Origin of the sequence: Citrobacter sp. Cu233 (genome assembly GCF_030332225.1) — a bacterium.
GTDB lineage: Bacteria > Pseudomonadota > Gammaproteobacteria > Enterobacterales > Enterobacteriaceae > Citrobacter.
On sequence record NZ_JAOWIF010000033.1, the window covers coordinates 313,517 to 331,778 of the forward strand.

The following is an 18,262-nucleotide window of genomic DNA, read 5'->3' on the forward strand; positions in this document are numbered from 1 at the left end:
AAGTGAGTAAACTCTCAAGTAAGAGGTAGCTCACATGACAAAACCAGCATCAACCATAAAAAAGATCCGCAAGCAGCACTCACCTGAATTTCGTCAGGAAGCCCTGAAACTGGCTGAGCGCATTGGTGTTGCCGCAGCAGCCCGCGAACTCAGTCTGTATGAATCGCAGCTCTATAACTGGCGCAGTAAACAGCAGCAACAGCTCTCATCCTCTGACCGCGAAAATGAACTCGCCGCTGAAAATGCCCGCCTCAAACGCCAGTTGGCGGAACAGGCTGAAGAGCTGGCTATCCTCCAAAAGGCCGCGACATACTTTGCGAAGCGCCTGAAATGAAGTATGTCTTTATTGAAAAACATCAGGCTGAGTTCAGCATCAAAGCCATGTGTCGCGTCCTTCGGGTGGCCCGCAGCGGCTGGTATGTGTGGGAGCGGCGACGCGTGAGGATAAACTCACGCCAGCAGTTCCGTCTGAGTTGTGACAGCGTTGTGCACGAGGCTTTTCACCGGGCAAAACAGCGTTACGGAGCCCCGCGCCTGACCGATGAACTGCATGCTCAGGGTTACCGGTTCAACGTGAAAACCGTGGCAGCCAGCCTGCGTCGTCAGGTGCTGCAAGCGAAAGCGTCACGGAAGTTCAGTCCTGTCAGTTACCGCGAACATGGCCTGCCGGTGTCAGAGAATCTTCTGAAACAGGATTTTTACGCCAGCGGCCCGAACCAGAAGTGGTCAGGAGACATCACCTACTTACGTACGGATGAAGGCTGGCTGTACCTTGCCGTGGTTATCGACCTGTGGTCACGGGCAATTATCGGATGGTCGATGTCCTCCCGGATGACGGCTCAACTGGCCTGCGATGCACTTCAGATGGCGCTGTGGCGGCGTAAACGACCGCAAAATGTCATCGTTCACACCGACCGTGGCGGCCAGTACTGTTCAGCGGATTACCAGACGTTACTGAAACGCCATAATCTGCGGGGGAGCATGAGCGCAAAAGGTTGCTGTTATGACAATGCCTGTGTGGAAAGCTTCTTTCACTCGCTGAAAGTGGAATGTATCCACGGAGAACGCTTTGCCAGTCGGGAAATAATGCGGAGGACGGAGTTTAATTATATCGAGTGTGATTACAATCGCTGGCGTAGCCACAGTGCGTGCGGCGGTCTCAGCCCTGAACAATTTGAAAACCAGAATCTCGCTTAGGACTGTGTCCACTTTACGTGGGTAAGATCAAAGCTCATAATCAATTTTACCTAAAGCACTTTCTAACTCATTCCACTCGTCCCCAGCAGGCATGTATTCTTCTATCGCGTCATATAGTTCTTGGTCATTTTTTGCTACATACGACTTAAAGTGCTTGTATCCTGTTGGTAAGCCATGTCGAATGTCAAATCCATTTCCTATTATGTAAAGCCTCATCGTTTTTCCCTTAGTCGAATTGTATAAAGATACTAACCTGACCTGCTCCCCGTTGACTACCATCCCCTCCTTTGAGTAATGCTTTCATCAGATGTAACAACATCTGCGAACTTCCGCAGTTCGCTCACAGCGGACACTCAGGTTTAACAGTCCAGTACGTTTAGCTTACGGATAAATCATTTTATGATGGCGTGGAGAATGGGGGATTCTGAAAACGGTAAGAAGTGAAGGGGCAAGAAGAGCTTGTTGCGGGTGGACGGACTGGTGAAGATCCCCATGTGAATGGTGGAGGGGGGATGCTGCCAGGTTTACCCGCTTGCTATTAGGGATTTCCCCACCTTATTCCGCGCGACAAAATCACGTTAAGACCAGTGGATTAAGGCGAAATGATATTTCCCCCGTTTCCTCCGTATTTTCTACTTCATTATGAATGATCTGAGAGAAAGGAACCGTAGAGAGACCGTAGCTGTGAGGTTAGGAAAAGGTACATCAGAGGATGTTGAGGTGTCTAAAAGTAACGGACATCTGCGAAAATGGCGAGAAATCCAGCAAACAAATAACGTGTTGCAACGACCAGATATCTACCGGAACCCCAGAAAGCAAAAAACCAGCCCGTAGGCTGGTTTTTCTGAATAGTGGTGCCCGGACTCGGAATCGAACCAAGGACACGGGGATTTTCAATCCCCTGCTCTACCGACTGAGCTATCCGGGCAACGAGGCGCATTAAACCCGATTCACCTCGTTTCGTCAACGAAATTTCTTCAAATCAATGCAGACTGCACAATCTATCACCACATTGCTGGTATTGCACGCATTCTCAGGCAAAAAATGCCGTCCATGCTGCGGAAAGCGGCATTGCCAGTAGCAGCGCGGGGAGCATATTCACCACCGCAAACATTTTGATTCCACAAATACGTAGACCTGTCGCCAGCAACAGCAGTCCGCCTACCGCACTGAAATCGGCCATCATGGCTGGGGTTGTCAGCGGTAAAATCAGAGCCGCGCAGGTGGCGAGCGTCAACTGGATTGCCAGCATCGGTATGAAAATGGCAGATACGGCGATTCCTAGCGAGCAGGCAAAGATAATAGCGGTGAAGAAATCGAGAAATGACTTCGCGATTAAAATATTAGGATCGCCGGTCATCCCTTCATGTATCGCCCCGAAGATCCCGGTTCCGCTGGCGCAAAACAGTACGATGATAGCCACGTAGCTTTGGATGAAAGATTCGTGTGTTGCATTGACATCCGATTTGGCGAAAAGCTGCTGCGCTTTGGCGACCGCGGTATTAATGCCTTTTTCCAGATGACAGAACTCGCCGATTAGCGCGCCGACCAGCGTTGCCAGCACCATCACTGGCAAATTGACGCACTTGATGACCAGTAAGATACCGATGCCTAACGAGGCCAGCCCGAAAATAGAGGTCATAGAGACCCGAATTCGTTCTGGTAAATGCTTACTGAGCAGCGCACCAAGAACGCCACCGAGTAAAATGGCGCTGGCATTTATAAAGGGTCCGATTACCACATTCGCTCCTGCATACCCATTATCATCTTGATATTAAATGAAATGAGCTGGGTATAATTATGTTTTCAGAATGCATTATTATGACGCTAATATTCGATAGAATGCTTGTTTATCTGTGAGGTCTATGCACTGGATTTTATCTTGCGCCTGATAGTGAAAGCTGCCATGATTGCGCGAATTTTCTCCTGTCTGAATGGGGTTGCCTGGGATGTTATTATTACCCTTACATCACCTTTCTGCGCGACGTTTGCCCCTTCCTGCGACATATCTTTATTCTCTCACCATGCGGTGACGGCAGCGCACGCTCACTGCAGGATAACAGTAAAATCAGAGGCTATCTGCTTTTACTGATGTCTGGCGGTCGGGGCTGGTAACCAGTTTGACCTGTCATTTCGTGGGGCAAAGCCGTGTGGCTTTGTCCGGGGTTTTTGACTTTCCCGAAACGGGTTTTGCGCTTATGAAATCAATGAAAATTGCCGCCAGTGGTGAACTGGTCCCTCGTCTGTCCACCCATCGTCAGGTGGTATCACTGGACAGTACCGATTTTACTGATGTTGCGGCAGTCGTCATTACCGTTGCAGACAGCCGCAGCGGGATCCTGGCTTTGCTTAAACGCACAGGCTTTCATTTACCGGTGTTTATCTTCTCCGACGAAAGTATGGAAGCGCCTGCTGGTGTTGAAGCGGTCATGAACGGTCATGCACAGGACTGGCTGGAGCTGGAATCCGCCGCCTGTCGCTATGAGGACGATCTGCTGCCGCCGTTCTATGACACGCTGACGCAGTATGTTGAAATGGGGAACCGCACCTTTGCCTGTCCGGGCCATCAGCACGGTGAGTTTTTTAAGAAGCACCCTGCGGGTCGTCATTTCTATGAATTCTTTGGCGAGAACCTGTTTCGGGCTGACATGTGCAATGCTGACGTTAAGCTCGGCGATCTGCTGATCCATGAAGGGTCGGCAAAGCATGCGCAGAAGTTTGCGGCAAAAGTATTTAATGCAGATAAAACCTACTTTGTTCTGAACGGTACATCTGCAGCAAATAAAGTGGTGACCAATGCGCTGCTGACGCGTGGCGATCTGGTACTGTTTGACCGCAACAACCATAAGTCGAATCACCATGGCGCATTGATTCAGGCGGGAGCGACACCGATCTACCTGGAGGCTGCGCGAAATCCGTTTGGCTTTATTGGCGGCATTGATGAACACTGCTTTGATGAGGCGTATCTGCGCCAGCAAATCCGCGATGTTGCACCGCATAAGGCTGACCAGCCGCGGCCGTTCCGCCTGGCGATTATCCAGCTCGGTACGTATGACGGCACTATCTACAACGCCCGACAGGTGATCGATAAGATTGGCAGCTTGTGCGACTACATTCTGTTTGACTCCGCCTGGGTTGGGTATGAGCAATTTATCCCGATGATGGCAGATGGATCGCCGCTGCTGCTGGAGCTGAATGCTAACGATCCGGGGATCTTTGTCACCCAGTCGGTGCATAAACAGCAAGCCGGATTTTCGCAAACCTCGCAGATCCACAAAAAAGATAACCATATTCGTGGTCAGGCGCGTTTCTGCCCGCATAAGCGCCTGAACAATGCGTTTATGCTGCATGCTTCCACCAGCCCGTTTTATCCGCTGTTTGCTGCGTTAGATGTGAATGCCAAAATTCATGAAGGCGAAAGCGGACGTCGGTTATGGGCGGAATGTGTCACGTTGGGGATCGAGGCGCGGAAAGCCATTATTGCCCGCTGTAAAATGATCCAACCATTCGTTCCACCTGTGGTCGATGGCAAAGCGTGGGAAACCTATCCGACGGAGACCATCGCCAGCGAGCGTCGCTTCTTTAGCTTTGAACCAGGCGCTAAATGGCATGGTTTTGACGGCTACGCATGCGACCAGTATTTTGTCGATCCGTGCAAATTGTTACTGACCACACCGGGCATTGATGCACAAACCGGGAAATACACGGCGTTCGGCATCCCGGCAACGATTCTGGCGCATTACCTGCGTGAGAACGGTATTGTGCCGGAGAAATGTGACCTTAATTCGATTTTGTTCCTGCTGACGCCGGCAGAAAGCGCAGAGAAAATGGCGCAGTTGGTGGCTATGTTGGCGCAGTTTGAACAGCATATTGAAGATGACACGCCGCTGGCTGACGTGTTGCCGACAATCTTCAATAAGTATCCGGTACGCTATCGGGACTACACGTTGCGTGAACTTTGTCAGGAGATGCATTCACTCTACGTCAGCTTTGATGTGAAGGATCTGCAAAAGGCCATGTTCCGTCAGGCGAGCCTGCCGGTCGTGGCGATGAACCCGCAGGATGCTAACAGCGCCTTCATTCGCGGTGATGTTGAACTGGTTCGCATTTGCGATGCGGAAGGCCGTATAGCCGCTGAGGGAGCGTTGCCTTATCCTCCTGGTGTGCTGTGCGTGGTGCCAGGTGAAGTATGGGGTGGGGCGGTACAGCGTTATTTTCTGGCGCTGGAAGAGGGCGTGAACCTGCTGCCGGGCTTTTCGCCGGAGTTGCAGGGCGTTTACAGTGAGACTGATGCGGACGGTATTAAGCGTCTGTATGGCTATGTCGTGAAATAAATAAAAGCCGGATGGCTCTAAACGCTTATCCGGCCTGACAACTGAAAACACGTAGGCCGGATAAGACGCCCAGGCGTCGCTATCCGGCCTAAAGATTAATGTGCGATAGTCTGCGTGCCAGTCGGAACGCGTACGTGTTTATATTTAAACAGTGCCACGAAAGCGAAGGCCAGAACCAGTGAATAGCCAGCGAAGATCAGCCACACCGTCTGCCAGTCAGTGATACCGTTCAGCGTGTAGTACTCAACCACTTTACCGCTCACCAGACCACCCAGAATACAACCGAAACCGTTGGTCATCATCAGGAACATACCCTGTGCGCTGGCGCGGATTTCAGGACGTACTTCTTTCTCTACAAACACGGAACCCGAGATGTTGAAGAAGTCGAAGGCACAACCGTAAACAATCATCGACAGAACCAGCAGTACGGTGCCGAACGGAGTCGGATCGCCGTAGGCAAACAGACCGAAGCGCAGCATCCACGCCACAATACTGATAAGCATAACGTTCTTGATACCGTAACGGCTTAAGAAGAACGGAATGGTCAGGATAAACAGGGTTTCAGAGATCTGGGAAATCGACATCATCACCGACGCGTGTTCAACGATAAAGCTACCAGAGAACAGCGGGTTGTTATCGAAGCTGTGCAGGAAGGTATTACCGAACATATTGGTAATCTGCAATTCTGCGCCCAGCATCATTGAGAAGATGAAGAAAATGGCCATACGCTTGTTTTTAAACAGCGCGAAAGCATCCAGGCCAAGCATTGATGTCCAGCTCTGGTTTTTCTGCTGATTGGCAACCGGAATATGTGGCAGCGTCAGGGTGAACAGGACCAATACGACGGATAATGTTGCGCCGATATAAAGCTGCATATGGCTCAGTTCAAAGCCAGAGAAGCTTACTGCCCACATGGCCAGAATAAAGCCGATGGTGCCCCAGATACGGATTGGTGGGAAGTCGGTAACAATGTCCATCCCGGCAGACTGCAAGCGATAGTAAGAGATGGTGTTGATTAACCCCAGTGTTGGCATATAGGCCAGCGAGTTAAGCAAAATCACAAAGAACATTGCCCCAGGCGTGGTCACCTCGGCAGCGGCGAACAGCGTTCCTGCACCGACCAGGTGACAAAGCGCATAAACCCATTTTGCACTGATCCATTTGTCAGCCACGATCCCTAACAGGGTCGGCATAAACACGGCGGCAATCCCCAACGAGCTATACACTGCGCCGATGGATGCACCGTCGAATTTAAGGGTGACAAACATATAGGAGCCGAGGGTTGTCAGCCAACTCCCCCACAGGCAGAACTGCAGAAACGAGAGAACTTTCAGCTGCAGCTTAAGATTCATGTTAATTTCCTCACACCGTAATGCGGATGGATGTTTTAAAAGGCACATTTGCCGTTGCAATATGATGTGATTCTATCAATGAGAGACACTCTTTTTTTGTTAGCTGTGACAAATATTTGCAAACAATTTCTAATTGCAAAGCGAAATAGTGACGGAGTTAACACTTTTACCTCCTCTGCCGCGGGAACGACCGGCAGAGGAGGAGGGGATTATCGACGTCGATAGGTTTTCTGTGCGGAATTGACCTTGTAAAGATAGCGACGTGATTCTGCAGAGGGATGTCGCGTGGTCAGAGTTTGGTAAACATCACCAGGTGACATGCTATTGATAATATTCGCGGCCTGAATTTTATCGTTAGAGAAAACGCGCAGCACGCTTCCCGCGCCGCCGTTATAGGCGGTGATGACCGCATAGCGACGCGAGGTTGGATTATCAATACCGCCCAGATAGACGTTGTTGAGCATCGCCAGATAGGCCGTACCCGTATCAATGTTGCTGGCTGGGTCGAACAGGAAACTACGGCTTGGCGTACCAGAGCGGCCCTGTGAGCGGAAAACATCTTTGCCGGCACTGTGCTGCACCACCTGCATCAGACCCAGTGCATCAGCATGGCTGACCGCATACGGGTTAAAGGAGGATTCGGTCTGCATGATGGCCAGAATCAGCGACTCATCAACACCATACTTCCGTGATGCCTGACGCACCAGACCAACGTACTTATGTGCACGCTTATCAAGGTGGTTTGGTACCAAATTGATGGTCACGCTATAGATGATACGCAGCCCGTTGCTGCGGCTCTTCAGTCGTGTTTGTAGCAGGTAGTTGGCAAAGTTTGTGGCACGTCCCTCCCAGCGAATCGGTTGGCCGGTATTATCAACCACCTGTCCGTAGAGGAACGGTTCTTTGGAAATTTTGATGTCATCAACATCGGAATAGAGATCGATAGATCCCGGATCATCGCCCATCAGCAATGTCTTGATGATCGCCCGACGCAGGTGTCCGGCGGGATCTGTCCCGGCAATGGTCTCGACGGTGATGGTACCGTCATCGAAGTTGATATGGCTGCGGGTTTGATACTGATCGGTATACTTTACGTAGTCCTTCGGACCCGCAATCAGCACTTCCTTAAATCCCCACAGATTCTCAATGTTATGGGCAAATTGCCCCATCAGAATATCAAAACCGTTGGTATCCTTGACCCAGGCTTCATTATAGGAATCGCCTTTTTTGGTCGAACTGGAACAGGAGATGAGCAACGGCGCAATAACGGCAAGCGCGAGAAATTTTTTCATCATTCCGGGAGAGCGTGTTGTGTTTGTTGTGTCGTTTTGCCGGATGTCGGTGTGTACACCGTATCCGGCCTACGAGATTGTCCGCAATCGGTGCTTATTTTTTTTCTTCCGGCGTATAGCCTTCAATATGCACATCTTTGCCTTCAAACAGGAAGTTGATCATTTCCTGCTCCAGCAGTTTGCGGTGCTCGACGTTCATCATATTGAGTTTTTTCTCGTTAATCAGCATGGTTTGTTTATGCTGCCACTGCGCCCACGCTTCTTTAGAAATCTCGTTATAAATGCGTTTTCCCAGTTCGCCCGGGTACAGCTGAAAATCCTGACCTTCTGCTTCGCGTTGCAGGAAAGTGCAAAAAATTGTTCTGCTCATTAAAAAATCCTCTTTATCAACCGATACGTTAAATCTGCGTACCGGTGCGTAATTGCTGTAACAAACGCTCCACGGGAGCCGCCAGGCCGACTGACGGCGGTTGCGCTAAGTTATACCAGAGCGCGTTGCCTTCATCCATGCATGCGGTGAATGAGGACACGCGAAGCCACATAGGCACAATATCTAAATGGAAATGGCTAAAGGTATGGCGAAACGCATTAAGTTGGGTCAGATTATCTGCGTTAATTTGTCGTTGCGCCAGCCACTGACGAAGCCCATCTTCATCTTCAAACTGAGGGAAACAGTATAATCCCCCCCATAAGCCGCTTGGTGGGCGCTGTGCAAGTAACACGTCATCGCCTTGCTGCATCAGCAAAAAATAGCCGGTACGTTCTGGTAACGTCTGCCTGGGCTTTTTACCTGGGTACTGTGCCCAGCTTGCATTGGCGGTAGCCACACAGCCATTTTCTAACGGGCACAGGGAGCACTTAGGCTTTGATCGCGTGCAGACCATTGCCCCTAAATCCATCATTGCCTGATTAAAACGCTCAACGCCGCGGGCGGGTGTGACTTGCTCGCTCAGTTCCCACAGTTTCTTCTCGACCTCTTTCTTGCCTGGCCAGCCGCTGACAGCATAACAGCGAGCCAGCACGCGTTTGACGTTGCCGTCGAGAATCGGAAAATGCTGACCCAGAGAAAGCGAAAGGATCGCGCCCGCAGTTGAACGTCCAACGCCTGGCAACGCAGCCACTTCATCAAAGGTCTGTGGAAATATTCCACCATGCAGAGTGACCACCTGCTGCGCGGCTTTATGCAGATTTCGGGCACGGGCGTAATAGCCAAGGCCAGTCCATAAATGCAAGACTTCATCCAGCGGCGCATGGGCTAAATCCGTAACCGTTGGGAAGCGCACCATAAAACGCTCATAATAAGGGATAACGGTCGCAACCTGGGTTTGTTGCAGCATGACTTCTGAGAGCCATACTTTGTAAGGCGTCTTGTCAATTTGCCAGGGCAACGTTTTCCGCCCGTATTTGTCGTACCAGCTCAACACCTGAGCTGAAAATTGAGACGCTAGCATGATTACCGTTTCATTATTGCCGGGGGCAAGATTGCAGCACAGAGGCAACGGGGTGTAAACCGGAACTTTCCGCGGCAGACTTTCTTCCTTTACTTGCATCCGGCAACTAACTTTGGATAATGCCCGTTTTCGGAACTCAAACACAGCAGACTAAACTTTTATGAAGAACGACGTCATTTCACCGGAATTTGATGAAAACGGCCGCCCTTTGCGCCGGATTCGTAGTTTTGTTCGTCGCCAGGGGCGACTGACGAAAGGGCAGGAACACGCGCTGGAAAACTACTGGCCGGTGATGGGCGTTGAGTTCAGCGAAGAGCCTGTGGATTTCACAACGCTGTTTGGTCGCGATGCGCCAGTGACGCTTGAAATTGGTTTTGGTATGGGAGCTTCGCTGGTGGCGATGGCGAAAGCGCGTCCGGAACAAAATTTTCTGGGCATTGAAGTCCATTCTCCGGGGGTCGGCGCGTGTCTGGCATCAGCCCATGAAGAGGGCGTCGAGAACCTGCGCGTAATGTGCCATGATGCCGTTGAAGTCCTGCATAAAATGATTCCTGACAATTCTTTATCTATGGTTCAGCTGTTTTTCCCTGACCCATGGCATAAAGCACGTCATAATAAACGCCGTATCGTTCAGGTACCTTTTGCTGAGCTGGTAAAAAGCAAGCTGAAGCTGGGCGGTGTGTTCCACATGGCAACTGACTGGGAAGCCTACGCGGAGCACATGCTTGAAGTGATGTCCTCCATTGACGGATATAAAAATCAGTCAGAGAGTAACGATTATGTACCGCGCCCACAATCGCGCCCGGTAACCAAATTTGAACAACGTGGTCATCGTCTTGGCCACGGCGTATGGGACTTAATGTTCGAGAGGGTGAAATAATGGCAAAGAACCGTAGCCGTCGTCTGCGTAAAAAAATGCACATCGACGAATTCCAGGAAGTCGGATTTTCGGTTGCATGGCGTTTCCCGGAAGGTACATCGGGCGAGCAGGTCGATAAAATCGTTGATGACTTTATTGATGAAGTGATTGAGCCGAACAAGCTGGCTTTTGACGGCAGCGGCTATCTGGCCTGGGAAGGTCTGATCTGCCTGCAGGAAATCGGCAAATGCACTGAAGAGCATCAGGCGATTGTCCGTAAGTGGCTGGAAGAGCACAAACTTGAAGAAGTGCGCACCAGCGAACTTTTCGATGTTTGGTGGGACTAAGTAGCACAGGGTCGGCAAATGCCGGCCCGATTTGTATTGAGGGATAGATATGATGCGCAAAACGCTGCTGGCGGCGGTCCTGACGTTCACGGCGATGGCCGCACATGCAGATTATCAGTGCAGCGTCACCCCACGTGACGATGTGATTTTGAGCCCGCAAACGGTGCAGGTGAAAGGCGAAAACGGCGATCTGGTTATCACGCCGGCGGGTAACGTCACCTTCAACGGCAAACAGTACACCCTGACTGCTGCACAGCGTGAGCAGGCAAAAGATTATCAGGCGGCATTGCGAAGCAGTCTGCCATGGATTGATGAGGGAGCCAGAGCGCGCGTGGAAAAAGGACGCGTTGCGCTGGATAAAATCATCGCCAAAGAAGTGGGTGAAAGCAGCAACATGCGCGGCCGCTTAACCAAGCTTGATGCGCAATTAAAAGAGCAGATGAATCGTATCATCGAGCACCGTACAGACGGTCTGACCTTCCATTATAAGGCAATCGATCAGGTGCGAGCTGATGGCCAACAGCTGGTCAATCAGGCGATGGGCGGTATTTTGCAGGATAGCATTAACGAAATGGGCGCTAAAGCTGTACTCAAAGGCGGTGGTAATCCACTGCAGGGCGTGCTCGGTAGTCTGGGCGGTTTGCAAACGTCAATTCAGAATGAGTGGAAGAATCAGGAACAAGACTTCCAGCAGTTTGGCAAAGATGTTTGCGCACGCGTCGTGATGCTGGAGGATAACCGTAAATCCCTGGTTAGCACTCTGAAATAATATTCACCTCTTTTTAACGGCATAGAAACATTTCTGTGCCGTTTTATTTTGTGTTTATCTTCGTTTTTGATATCCATCTCTAAGAATAACAATTTCATGGAAATATAAATCTGGTTAATTGGATTGCGTCACATTATTCATCTGTGGGATGGACATAATGCGGCAAATTCAAGTAACTGGAGAAATAACATGGAGTTTTTCAGAAAAACGGCACTGGCAGCACTGGTTATGGGGTTCAGCGGTGCTGCGCTGGCATTACCCAATATCACCATTTTAGCGACTGGCGGGACGATTGCTGGTGGCGGTGATTCCGCGACAAAATCTAACTACACGGCGGGTAAAGTTGGTGTAGAAAACCTGGTAGATGCAGTGCCCCAGCTGAAAGACATTGCGGTAGTGAAAGGTGAGCAGGTAGTGAATATCGGCTCTCAGGATATGAATGACGACGTCTGGTTAACACTGGCGAAGAAGATCAACACTGAGTGCGATAAGACTGACGGATTTGTGGTCACTCATGGTACGGATACCATGGAAGAAACCGCTTATTTCCTCGATCTGACCGTGAAGTGCAACAAGCCAGTTGTGCTGGTGGGGGCAATGCGTCCATCAACCTCAATGAGCGCCGATGGCCCGTTCAACCTGTATAACGCAGTGGTAACAGCAGCGGATAAAGCCTCTGCCAACCGTGGCGTACTGGTGGTGATGAATGACACCGTCCTGGATGGTCGTGATGTGACCAAAACCAATACCACTGATGTAGCGACCTTCAAATCCGTTAACTACGGTCCATTGGGTTACATCCATAACGGTAAAATCGACTACCAGCGTACGCCTGCGCGTAAGCACACCACATCGACTCCGTTTGATGTTTCTAAGCTGACCGAGCTGCCGAAAGTGGGGATTGTTTACAACTACGCGAATGCTTCCGATCTGCCGGCAAAAGCGCTGGTTGATGCCGGTTACGCCGGGATCGTCAGTGCGGGTGTAGGTAACGGTAATCTGTATAAAACCATTTTTGATACGTTGGCAACTGCCGCGCATAAAGGTACGGTAGTCGTACGTTCATCCCGTGTACCGACTGGTGCTACTACCCAGGATGCAGAAGTGGATGATGCGAAATACGGATTTGTGGCTTCAGGCTCGCTGAACCCGCAAAAAGCGCGTGTTCTGCTGCAGTTGGCGCTGACCGAAACCAAAGATCCTAAGCAGATTCAGGAAATGTTTAATCAGTATTAATAGCTGAAGGTGGCTGCGTCCTGGTCTTTCGTAGACCGGATAACGCGCAGCCGCCATCCAACAAATTGCCTGATGACGCTACGTTTATCAGGCCTACGTTCACCAGCTATCACTCCGCCAGAAACAGCTCCAGCAGCGAATTCAAAAACAGCTTACCGTGCTGGGTAATCTGCCAGTACTCATCGCACTCGCTCAAATATCCCTGCTCGATAGCCTCTTCAATCTGTTGACGAATAACATCTTCGCGAAGCCCGGTATATTGTGTGAATTCAGCGCGTGGTGCGGCTTCCAGTAACCGGAAACGGTTCATAAAGAACTCGAACGGCTTATCGGCCTCAGCGACATCACGCTGGCTTTCTAAGTAGCGTCCTTGCATATAGCCGCGTGGATGCCGCGTTTTGGTGGTGCGCAGGATCCGCCCGTCCGGGAAGGTGACTTTACCGTGTGCGCCGCAGCCAATGCCAAGATAGTCACCAAAGCGCCAGTAGTTCAGGTTGTGCTGACACTGATAGCCCGGCTTAGCATAGGCTGAGGTTTCGTACTGTTGATACCCGGCGGCGGTCAGCAACCGGTGGCCTTGCTCAAAAATATCCCACAGCGCGTCATCGTCTGGTAATACGGGAGGACGAGATCCGAACAGTGTGTTGGGTTCAATAGTCAGTTGATACCAGGAGAGATGCGGCGGATTCAGCGCGATAGCTTGTTGCAAATCGCCCAGCGCCTCCTCCAGCGTTTGGTCCGGCAGACCGTGCATCAGATCGAGGTTAAAGCTACGTAGCCCCAGACCATTCGCCAGGTGCGCGGCACGTCTGGCTTCTTCTGGTCCGTGGATACGTCCCAGACGTTCGAGCTTGGCGGAGCTAAAGCTCTGTACACCAATAGATATCCGGTTGACCCCGGCGCGTTGATAATCGACGAAACGATCGGCTTCGACGGTTCCGGGGTTCGCTTCCATCGTGATTTCTGCATCTGCCGCCAGATTCAGGCGCGCACGCACGCCGTCCAGCAGCGTTTGCATCGCCGGGCCAGAGAGCAGGCTCGGCGTGCCGCCACCAATAAAGATCGTCTTTATTTCACGTCCCTGAGCGTGCGTCACCTCGGTATCCAGATCGCTCAGCAGATGTTGCACGTAGTCGTCATGTGGAACTTCGCCCTTCAACGCATGCGAGTTGAAATCACAGTAGGGGCATTTCTGCACGCACCACGGGATGTGAATATACAGACTTAGCGGTGGCAGCTTAACCATTACGCAGGGCGTCCAACAGCAGCTTCAGCGCCTGTCCGCGGTGGGAGATCGCACTTTTCTCCTCACGGGTCAGTTCTGCCGCGGTTTTCCCTTCAGACGGCACAAAGAAGATAGGATCGTAGCCAAAACCACCGGTACCGGCAGGTTCGCGGGTGATTACGCCCGGCCAGCTTCCGTGGCAAACAATAGGGGTCGGATCATCTGCGTGGCGCATATAAACCAGTACGCAGTGGAATTGCGCCAGGCGCTTCTCGTCGGGCACATCCTGCAAAGTATGCAGCAACTTTTCCAGGTTTTGTCTGTCAGTCGCATCTTCACCGGAATAGCGTGCTGAATAGATACCTGGCGCGCCGCCCAGCACGTCTACCGCCAGACCAGAATCATCGGCAATAGCAGGAAGCCCGGTGATTTGCGCGGCATGGCGTGCTTTCAGAATGGCATTTTCAATAAACGTCAGGCCGGTTTCTTCAGCGGAATCAACGCCAAGATCCGTTTGGGCAACGACATCAAGGCCGAAATCGCTCAGAAGAGAGGCGAGTTCACGCACTTTACCGGCATTGCCGGTCGCGAGGACAACTTTTTGCATGGGATACCTAATCAGTTAGCGCCGCTATTTCTGGCGGGATCTGTTGCGGATGAATGATTTTAACCTGTTTATGACGGCCAAGCTCGCCCTTCTCAATGACGATCTGGCTTTTCGCTACGCGGAACTGTTTGCCGAGAAACTTCACCAGATGGCTGTTCGCTTGCCCGTCGACTGGCGGGGCAGTAATGGCGACTTTTATTTCGTCGCCATGTAAACCTACAATACTGTCACGGCTGGCTTTTGGCTGAATGTAGAGCCGTAAAACCAGACCGTCATCGCAGGGTGTCACGGCACTCATAGCGCCATCCACAGCCCCGGCAGCAACATATTGCCCGTCGCCTGTAAAACTTCCGCGATCCCCATGTTAATGACATAGAGCAGCAGAACCAGGATCATCGGAGAGAAATCGATCCCACCCATTCCCGGAAGGATACGACGGATAGGACGCAACAACGGGTCCGCCAGTTGAATCAGTACGTACTCCACAGGGCTGCGGCCCTGGCTGACCCAGCTCATGATTGCCATCACTAATAGTACCCAGAAAATCAGCAGTCCGATTGTTTTCAGGACGATCAACACCGCGGCGATCCAGATTATTGGCTGGAACGTCACCACTTTGAACAGCACGATGGCCTTGATAAAGCTGAGAATTAATGCCACCACTAACGATGCGCTGTCAATCGGCCCCATCGGTGGAATAATGCGGCGTAACGGCCCAATAATGGGCTGGGTGATTTTCACAATAAACTGTGAGAACGGGTTATAAAAATCGCAGCGAGACCACTGCATCCACACGCGCAATAGCAGCGCCATGGTATACAGCTCAATTACCGTTGAGAGCAGGAAGGTCAACGTATTCATGGTGTTCCTTAGTTTTCCTTAATTTTTTGTGTAATCACGAGCACCAAAAATGGCAGTGCCAATGCGCACCATTGTGCTACCCGCCGCAATGGCGGCATCCATATCATCAGACATCCCCAGTGAGAGGGTGTCGATATCTGGGTAGCGCGTTTTCAACCCGGCAAATGCTACAGCCATTTGCTGTGCAACTTCAAACTGCCTTACATAATCTGACTCTGGCGCCGGGATCGCCATCAGCCCACGTAGGGTTATACGTGGTAGTGCGGCGACATCGGCGGCCAGCGCATCAAGCTCAGCAAGCGGAATCCCTGACTTGCTGTTTTCATCGCTGATATTTATCTGAATCAGTACATTTAGCGGCGGCAGATCGGCCGGGCGTTGTTCGCTCAGGCGAGTCGCGATACGCAGACGGTCGATTGTATGACACCAGTCAAAATGTTCAGCCACCAAACGGCTTTTGTTGGACTGCAGTGGACCGATAAAGTGCCACTGCAGACCTTCAATACCGCTTTCTTTGAAGTAGCGGATCTTATCCACGCCTTCCTGAACATAGTTTTCGCCAAAGGCGCGTTGCCCCGCGACGATGGCTTCTTCGATGGCGCTCGCAGGTTTGGTTTTACTGACTGCAAGCAATGTAACTTCTTCTGAAGACCGCCCGCAACGCGTCGCGGCGGCTGAGATTTTGTCCCGGACATGTGCCAGGTTATGCGCGATATCGTTCATTTTCCGAGGATGTTCATATGAATATGGAAGAAATAGTGGCCCTTAGTGTAAAGCATAACGTGTCGGATCTACACCTGTGCAATGCATGGCCTGCGCGTTGGCGCATACGGGGAAAGGTCGAAATCGCGCCATTTACTACGCCGGACGTAGAGACGCTGCTGATGTACTGGCTCAATGACCAACAGCAGGTACAGTGGCGTGAGCAGGGGCAAATTGATTTTGCAATGACACTGGAGAATTCCCGGCGTTTACGCGCCAGCGCATTTGCCCACCTGCAAGGGGTTTCGCTGGCACTGAGGCTGCTGCCACTTGCCTGCCCTCAGTTAGACGAACTCCAGACGCCCGCGCTCATTCCTGACCTGCTGCACAGTGAAAATGGGTTAATTCTGGTTACGGGCGCTACGGGTAGCGGAAAATCGACCACGTTGGCTGCGATGGTGGAGCACCTTAATCAACATGTTGGGGGGCACATACTTACGTTGGAAGATCCCATTGAGTTCCGCTATACCAGCCAGCGCAGTCTGATCCAGCAGCGAGAAGTCGGCGTACACTGCGTTTCTTTTGCCACCGGGCTACGTGCGGCCTTGCGGGAAGATCCGGATATCATTTTATTAGGTGAATTACGCGATATTGAAACCATCCGGCTGGCATTAACGGCGGCGGAAACGGGACATCTGGTGCTGGCAACGCTACACACGCGTGGGGCTGCACAAGCCATTGCGCGGCTCGTAGATACCTTTGCGGCATCAGAGAAAGATCCCGTGCGTAGTCAACTGGCGGATAGCCTGCGGGCAGTGCTTTCACAGAAACTGGAAGAAGATAAGCAGGGCGGACGGGTGGCTCTATTTGAACTTCTCGTCAACACACCCGCCGTTGGCAACCTGATCCGCGAAGGAAAGAACCATCAGCTACCCGGTGTGATACAAACCGGGCAACAGGCAGGTATGCAGACCTTTGCTCAAAGTTATCAACAGCGACAGGCGCAGGGGCGGCTTTAGTAGCCCTGCTCGAAATAGCTTTCGAGGATGACCACGGCAGAAGCGGAGTCGACTTTGCCTTTATTCAGCGCGCGGTATCCACCCTGCTCAAACAGGCCAGAGCGGGCTTCGACGGTGCTCAAGCGTTCATCGTGCAGCGTTACGGTAACGCCAAAGCGACCGTGAATGCGGTTAGCAAACTTACGTGCGCGCGCGGTCAGGGGTTGTTCAGTACCATCCATATTGAGCGGCAGACCGACGATGATTTCATCTGGTTGCCACTCTGTTAGCAGGCGTTCAATCAAATTCCAGTCCGGCGTACCATCCTGAGCTTTGATAGCTGGTAGGGGTCTGGCTGTGCCGGTAATACGTTGACCAACCGCCACGCCAATGCTTTTGGTACCAAAATCAAACGAGAGTAACGTTTCGCTCATTATGCATGTCCCGCCACGCCAGGCATGGTCAAAATATCTATGCCGATAAGTTTTGCAGCGTCGCGCCAGCGATCGGCGATCGGTGTTTTAAACAAAATGTTGAGATCGGCGGGGGCGGTGAGCCAGGCGTTATCCAACAGTTCTTGTTCAAGCTGGCCCTTTTCCCAGGATGAATATCCTAATGCGACCAGCACTTCGGACGGTTGTTCCTGGGTGCCTAAGGTTTCTAAAACATCGCGGGATGTCGTGATGATGGTGTTATCAGAAATTCGGATACTGGATGCAAAACGGGCGGGCGGGGTATGCAGAATAAATCCGCGGTCTTCCGCCAACGGGCCGCCGAGCATCACTGCTTTATCCAGACGGATGGAAGGATCGCGTCCTTCAGGCGCGATCTTCAGCTTTTCCAGAATCCCTTCAATCTGTAAGTTTTCCAGGGGCTTATTGACGATAATCCCCATCGCACCGTTCTCATTATGTTCACAGATGTACACCACAGCACGGCGGAAAATAGGATCCTGGAGAGCAGGCATGGCAATAAGAAAGTGATGCTGTAAATTCATTGTCAGAGGTTCTGTTTCCTGGTTCAAAAAAGCAA

20 protein-coding genes and 1 tRNA gene are annotated in these 18,262 nt (G+C 51.5%); 7 read left to right on the forward strand and 14 right to left on the reverse strand.

Features of this window, described 5'->3' with window-relative positions; all coding sequences use genetic code 11:
- Positions 1–34 precede the first annotated feature (34 nt).
- Positions 35–1,197, forward strand: a protein-coding gene (locus tag OGX95_RS11610; RefSeq protein WP_286629511.1) for an IS3 family transposase whose coding sequence is annotated in 2 segments (ribosomal slippage) — positions 35–296 and positions 296–1,197 — 1,164 coding nt in all. Because the reading frame shifts where the segments join, the coding sequence is not laid out codon by codon here.
- A gap of 27 nt (positions 1,198–1,224) precedes the next feature.
- On the opposite strand, the gene OGX95_RS11615 is transcribed toward OGX95_RS11610, so the two are convergent.
- The 3 genes from OGX95_RS11615 to OGX95_RS11625 all read right to left on the reverse strand — a co-directional run bounded on the left by OGX95_RS11615 (position 1,225) and on the right by OGX95_RS11625 (position 2,938).
- Positions 1,225–1,413, reverse strand: a complete 189-nt coding sequence (locus OGX95_RS11615) for an AbiH family protein (protein WP_286629512.1) — start codon at positions 1,411–1,413, stop codon at positions 1,225–1,227.
- A gap of 636 nt (positions 1,414–2,049) precedes the next feature.
- Positions 2,050–2,125 (reverse strand) — tRNA-Phe (locus OGX95_RS11620).
- A 105-nt stretch (positions 2,126–2,230) separates the two neighbouring features.
- On the reverse strand, positions 2,231–2,938 hold the full coding sequence (locus OGX95_RS11625) for a DUF554 domain-containing protein (RefSeq protein ID WP_286629513.1): 708 nt from the start codon (positions 2,936–2,938) through the stop codon (positions 2,231–2,233).
- Between the two features lie 457 nt (positions 2,939–3,395).
- On the opposite strand from OGX95_RS11625, the gene OGX95_RS11630 reads away from it, so the two are divergent.
- Positions 3,396–5,531 (forward strand): ornithine decarboxylase, encoded by a 2,136-nt coding sequence (locus tag OGX95_RS11630; RefSeq protein WP_286629514.1) that lies wholly within the window; start codon positions 3,396–3,398, stop codon positions 5,529–5,531.
- A gap of 95 nt (positions 5,532–5,626) precedes the next feature.
- Here the strand turns inward: OGX95_RS11630 and OGX95_RS11635 are convergent, their stop codons facing one another.
- From OGX95_RS11635 to mutY, 4 genes are all read right to left on the reverse strand, one after another.
- Positions 5,627–6,883: a nucleoside permease gene (locus OGX95_RS11635; RefSeq protein WP_137382607.1), complete on the reverse strand. Its 1,257-nt coding sequence runs from the start codon at positions 6,881–6,883 to the stop codon at positions 5,627–5,629.
- Between the two features lie 209 nt (positions 6,884–7,092).
- Complete coding sequence (mltC, locus tag OGX95_RS11640) at positions 7,093–8,178, reverse strand: membrane-bound lytic murein transglycosylase MltC (RefSeq protein ID WP_286629515.1); 1,086 nt, start codon at positions 8,176–8,178, stop codon at positions 7,093–7,095.
- Between the two features lie 91 nt (positions 8,179–8,269).
- Positions 8,270–8,545, reverse strand: coding sequence for an oxidative damage protection protein (locus tag OGX95_RS11645; protein WP_012135077.1), 276 nt, complete (start codon positions 8,543–8,545; stop codon positions 8,270–8,272).
- A gap of 28 nt (positions 8,546–8,573) precedes the next feature.
- Positions 8,574–9,626, reverse strand: a complete 1,053-nt coding sequence (mutY, locus tag OGX95_RS11650) for an A/G-specific adenine glycosylase (RefSeq protein WP_286629516.1) — start codon at positions 9,624–9,626, stop codon at positions 8,574–8,576.
- Between the two features lie 160 nt (positions 9,627–9,786).
- On the opposite strand from mutY, the gene trmB reads away from it, so the two are divergent.
- The 4 genes from trmB (at position 9,787) to ansB (ending at position 12,837) form a co-directional block, all read left to right on the forward strand.
- Entirely contained in the window at positions 9,787–10,506 is a 720-nt protein-coding gene (gene trmB / locus OGX95_RS11655; RefSeq protein WP_286629517.1) for a tRNA (guanosine(46)-N7)-methyltransferase TrmB, read from the forward strand.
- Complete coding sequence (locus OGX95_RS11660; protein WP_260861586.1) at positions 10,506–10,832, forward strand: YggL family protein; 327 nt, start codon at positions 10,506–10,508, stop codon at positions 10,830–10,832. The genes trmB and OGX95_RS11660 overlap by 1 nt, the downstream gene beginning before the upstream one ends.
- 49 nt (positions 10,833–10,881) lie before the next feature.
- Entirely contained in the window at positions 10,882–11,601 is a 720-nt protein-coding gene (locus OGX95_RS11665; protein ID WP_286629518.1) for a YggN family protein, read from the forward strand.
- A gap of 189 nt (positions 11,602–11,790) precedes the next feature.
- Positions 11,791–12,837 carry an L-asparaginase 2 gene (gene ansB, locus OGX95_RS11670; RefSeq protein WP_286629519.1) on the forward strand — a complete coding sequence of 349 codons (1,047 nt, stop codon included), beginning with the start codon at positions 11,791–11,793 and terminating at the stop codon, positions 12,835–12,837.
- Between the two features lie 109 nt (positions 12,838–12,946).
- Here ansB and hemW read toward each other — a convergent pair whose 3' ends face one another.
- From hemW to OGX95_RS11695, 5 genes are read right to left on the reverse strand one after another with little or no spacing between them, the layout of a single operon-like run.
- Positions 12,947–14,083, reverse strand: a complete 1,137-nt coding sequence (hemW, locus tag OGX95_RS11675) for a radical SAM family heme chaperone HemW (RefSeq protein WP_286629520.1) — start codon at positions 14,081–14,083, stop codon at positions 12,947–12,949.
- Positions 14,076–14,669 carry an XTP/dITP diphosphatase gene (locus tag OGX95_RS11680; RefSeq protein WP_286629521.1) on the reverse strand — a complete coding sequence of 198 codons (594 nt, stop codon included), beginning with the start codon at positions 14,667–14,669 and terminating at the stop codon, positions 14,076–14,078. The genes hemW and OGX95_RS11680 overlap by 8 nt, the downstream gene beginning before the upstream one ends.
- A 7-nt stretch (positions 14,670–14,676) precedes the next feature.
- Positions 14,677–14,967, reverse strand: coding sequence for a DUF167 family protein YggU (gene yggU, locus OGX95_RS11685; protein WP_271441195.1), 291 nt, complete (start codon positions 14,965–14,967; stop codon positions 14,677–14,679).
- A complete protein-coding gene (locus OGX95_RS11690) occupies positions 14,964–15,530 on the reverse strand; it encodes a YggT family protein (RefSeq protein WP_286629522.1) in 567 nt (188 codons plus the stop codon). Before OGX95_RS11690 ends, yggU begins: the two co-directional genes overlap by 4 nt.
- A gap of 18 nt (positions 15,531–15,548) precedes the next feature.
- Positions 15,549–16,253, reverse strand: a complete 705-nt coding sequence (locus OGX95_RS11695) for a YggS family pyridoxal phosphate-dependent enzyme (RefSeq protein WP_286629523.1) — start codon at positions 16,251–16,253, stop codon at positions 15,549–15,551.
- Positions 16,254–16,270: 17 nt separating this feature from the next.
- Here OGX95_RS11695 and OGX95_RS11700 point away from each other — a divergent pair, with 17 nt between their 5' ends.
- On the forward strand, positions 16,271–17,251 hold the full coding sequence (locus OGX95_RS11700) for a type IV pilus twitching motility protein PilT (protein ID WP_286629524.1): 981 nt from the start codon (positions 16,271–16,273) through the stop codon (positions 17,249–17,251).
- Here the strand turns inward: OGX95_RS11700 and ruvX are convergent.
- Positions 17,248–17,664 (reverse strand): Holliday junction resolvase RuvX, encoded by a 417-nt coding sequence (gene ruvX / locus OGX95_RS11705; protein WP_286629525.1) that lies wholly within the window; start codon positions 17,662–17,664, stop codon positions 17,248–17,250. The two genes, OGX95_RS11700 and ruvX, sit on opposite strands and share 4 nt — an antisense overlap.
- The gene (locus OGX95_RS11710) at positions 17,664–18,227 is read right to left on the reverse strand and encodes a YqgE/AlgH family protein (RefSeq protein ID WP_286629526.1); all 564 of its coding nucleotides are present in this window, start codon (positions 18,225–18,227) and stop codon (positions 17,664–17,666) included. The genes ruvX and OGX95_RS11710 overlap by 1 nt, the downstream gene beginning before the upstream one ends.
- Positions 18,228–18,262 lie beyond the last annotated feature (35 nt).

Bases quoted from the DNA above. Each gene is read 5' to 3' on its own strand.
- OGX95_RS11615 (WP_286629512.1), bottom strand. From the start codon at position 1,413: ATGAGGCTTTACATAATAGGAAATGGATTTGACATTCGACATGGCTTA.
- OGX95_RS11630 (WP_286629514.1), top strand. From the start codon at position 3,396: ATGAAATCAATGAAAATTGCCGCCAGTGGTGAACTGGTCCCTCGTCTG.
- OGX95_RS11635 (WP_137382607.1), bottom strand. From the start codon at position 6,883: ATGAATCTTAAGCTGCAGCTGAAAGTTCTCTCGTTTCTGCAGTTCTGC.
- mltC (WP_286629515.1), bottom strand. From the start codon at position 8,178: ATGATGAAAAAATTTCTCGCGCTTGCCGTTATTGCGCCGTTGCTCATC.
- OGX95_RS11645 (WP_012135077.1), bottom strand. From the start codon at position 8,545: ATGAGCAGAACAATTTTTTGCACTTTCCTGCAACGCGAAGCAGAAGGT.
- mutY (WP_286629516.1), bottom strand. From the start codon at position 9,626: ATGCTAGCGTCTCAATTTTCAGCTCAGGTGTTGAGCTGGTACGACAAA.
- trmB (WP_286629517.1), top strand. From the start codon at position 9,787: ATGAAGAACGACGTCATTTCACCGGAATTTGATGAAAACGGCCGCCCT.
- OGX95_RS11660 (WP_260861586.1), top strand. From the start codon at position 10,506: ATGGCAAAGAACCGTAGCCGTCGTCTGCGTAAAAAAATGCACATCGAC.
- OGX95_RS11665 (WP_286629518.1), top strand. From the start codon at position 10,882: ATGATGCGCAAAACGCTGCTGGCGGCGGTCCTGACGTTCACGGCGATG.
- ansB (WP_286629519.1), top strand. From the start codon at position 11,791: ATGGAGTTTTTCAGAAAAACGGCACTGGCAGCACTGGTTATGGGGTTC.
- hemW (WP_286629520.1), bottom strand. From the start codon at position 14,083: ATGGTTAAGCTGCCACCGCTAAGTCTGTATATTCACATCCCGTGGTGC.
- OGX95_RS11680 (WP_286629521.1), bottom strand. From the start codon at position 14,669: ATGCAAAAAGTTGTCCTCGCGACCGGCAATGCCGGTAAAGTGCGTGAA.
- yggU (WP_271441195.1), bottom strand. From the start codon at position 14,967: ATGAGTGCCGTGACACCCTGCGATGACGGTCTGGTTTTACGGCTCTAC.
- OGX95_RS11690 (WP_286629522.1), bottom strand. From the start codon at position 15,530: ATGAATACGTTGACCTTCCTGCTCTCAACGGTAATTGAGCTGTATACC.
- OGX95_RS11695 (WP_286629523.1), bottom strand. From the start codon at position 16,253: ATGAACGATATCGCGCATAACCTGGCACATGTCCGGGACAAAATCTCA.
- OGX95_RS11700 (WP_286629524.1), top strand. From the start codon at position 16,271: ATGAATATGGAAGAAATAGTGGCCCTTAGTGTAAAGCATAACGTGTCG.
- ruvX (WP_286629525.1), bottom strand. From the start codon at position 17,664: ATGAGCGAAACGTTACTCTCGTTTGATTTTGGTACCAAAAGCATTGGC.
- OGX95_RS11710 (WP_286629526.1), bottom strand. From the start codon at position 18,227: ATGAATTTACAGCATCACTTTCTTATTGCCATGCCTGCTCTCCAGGAT.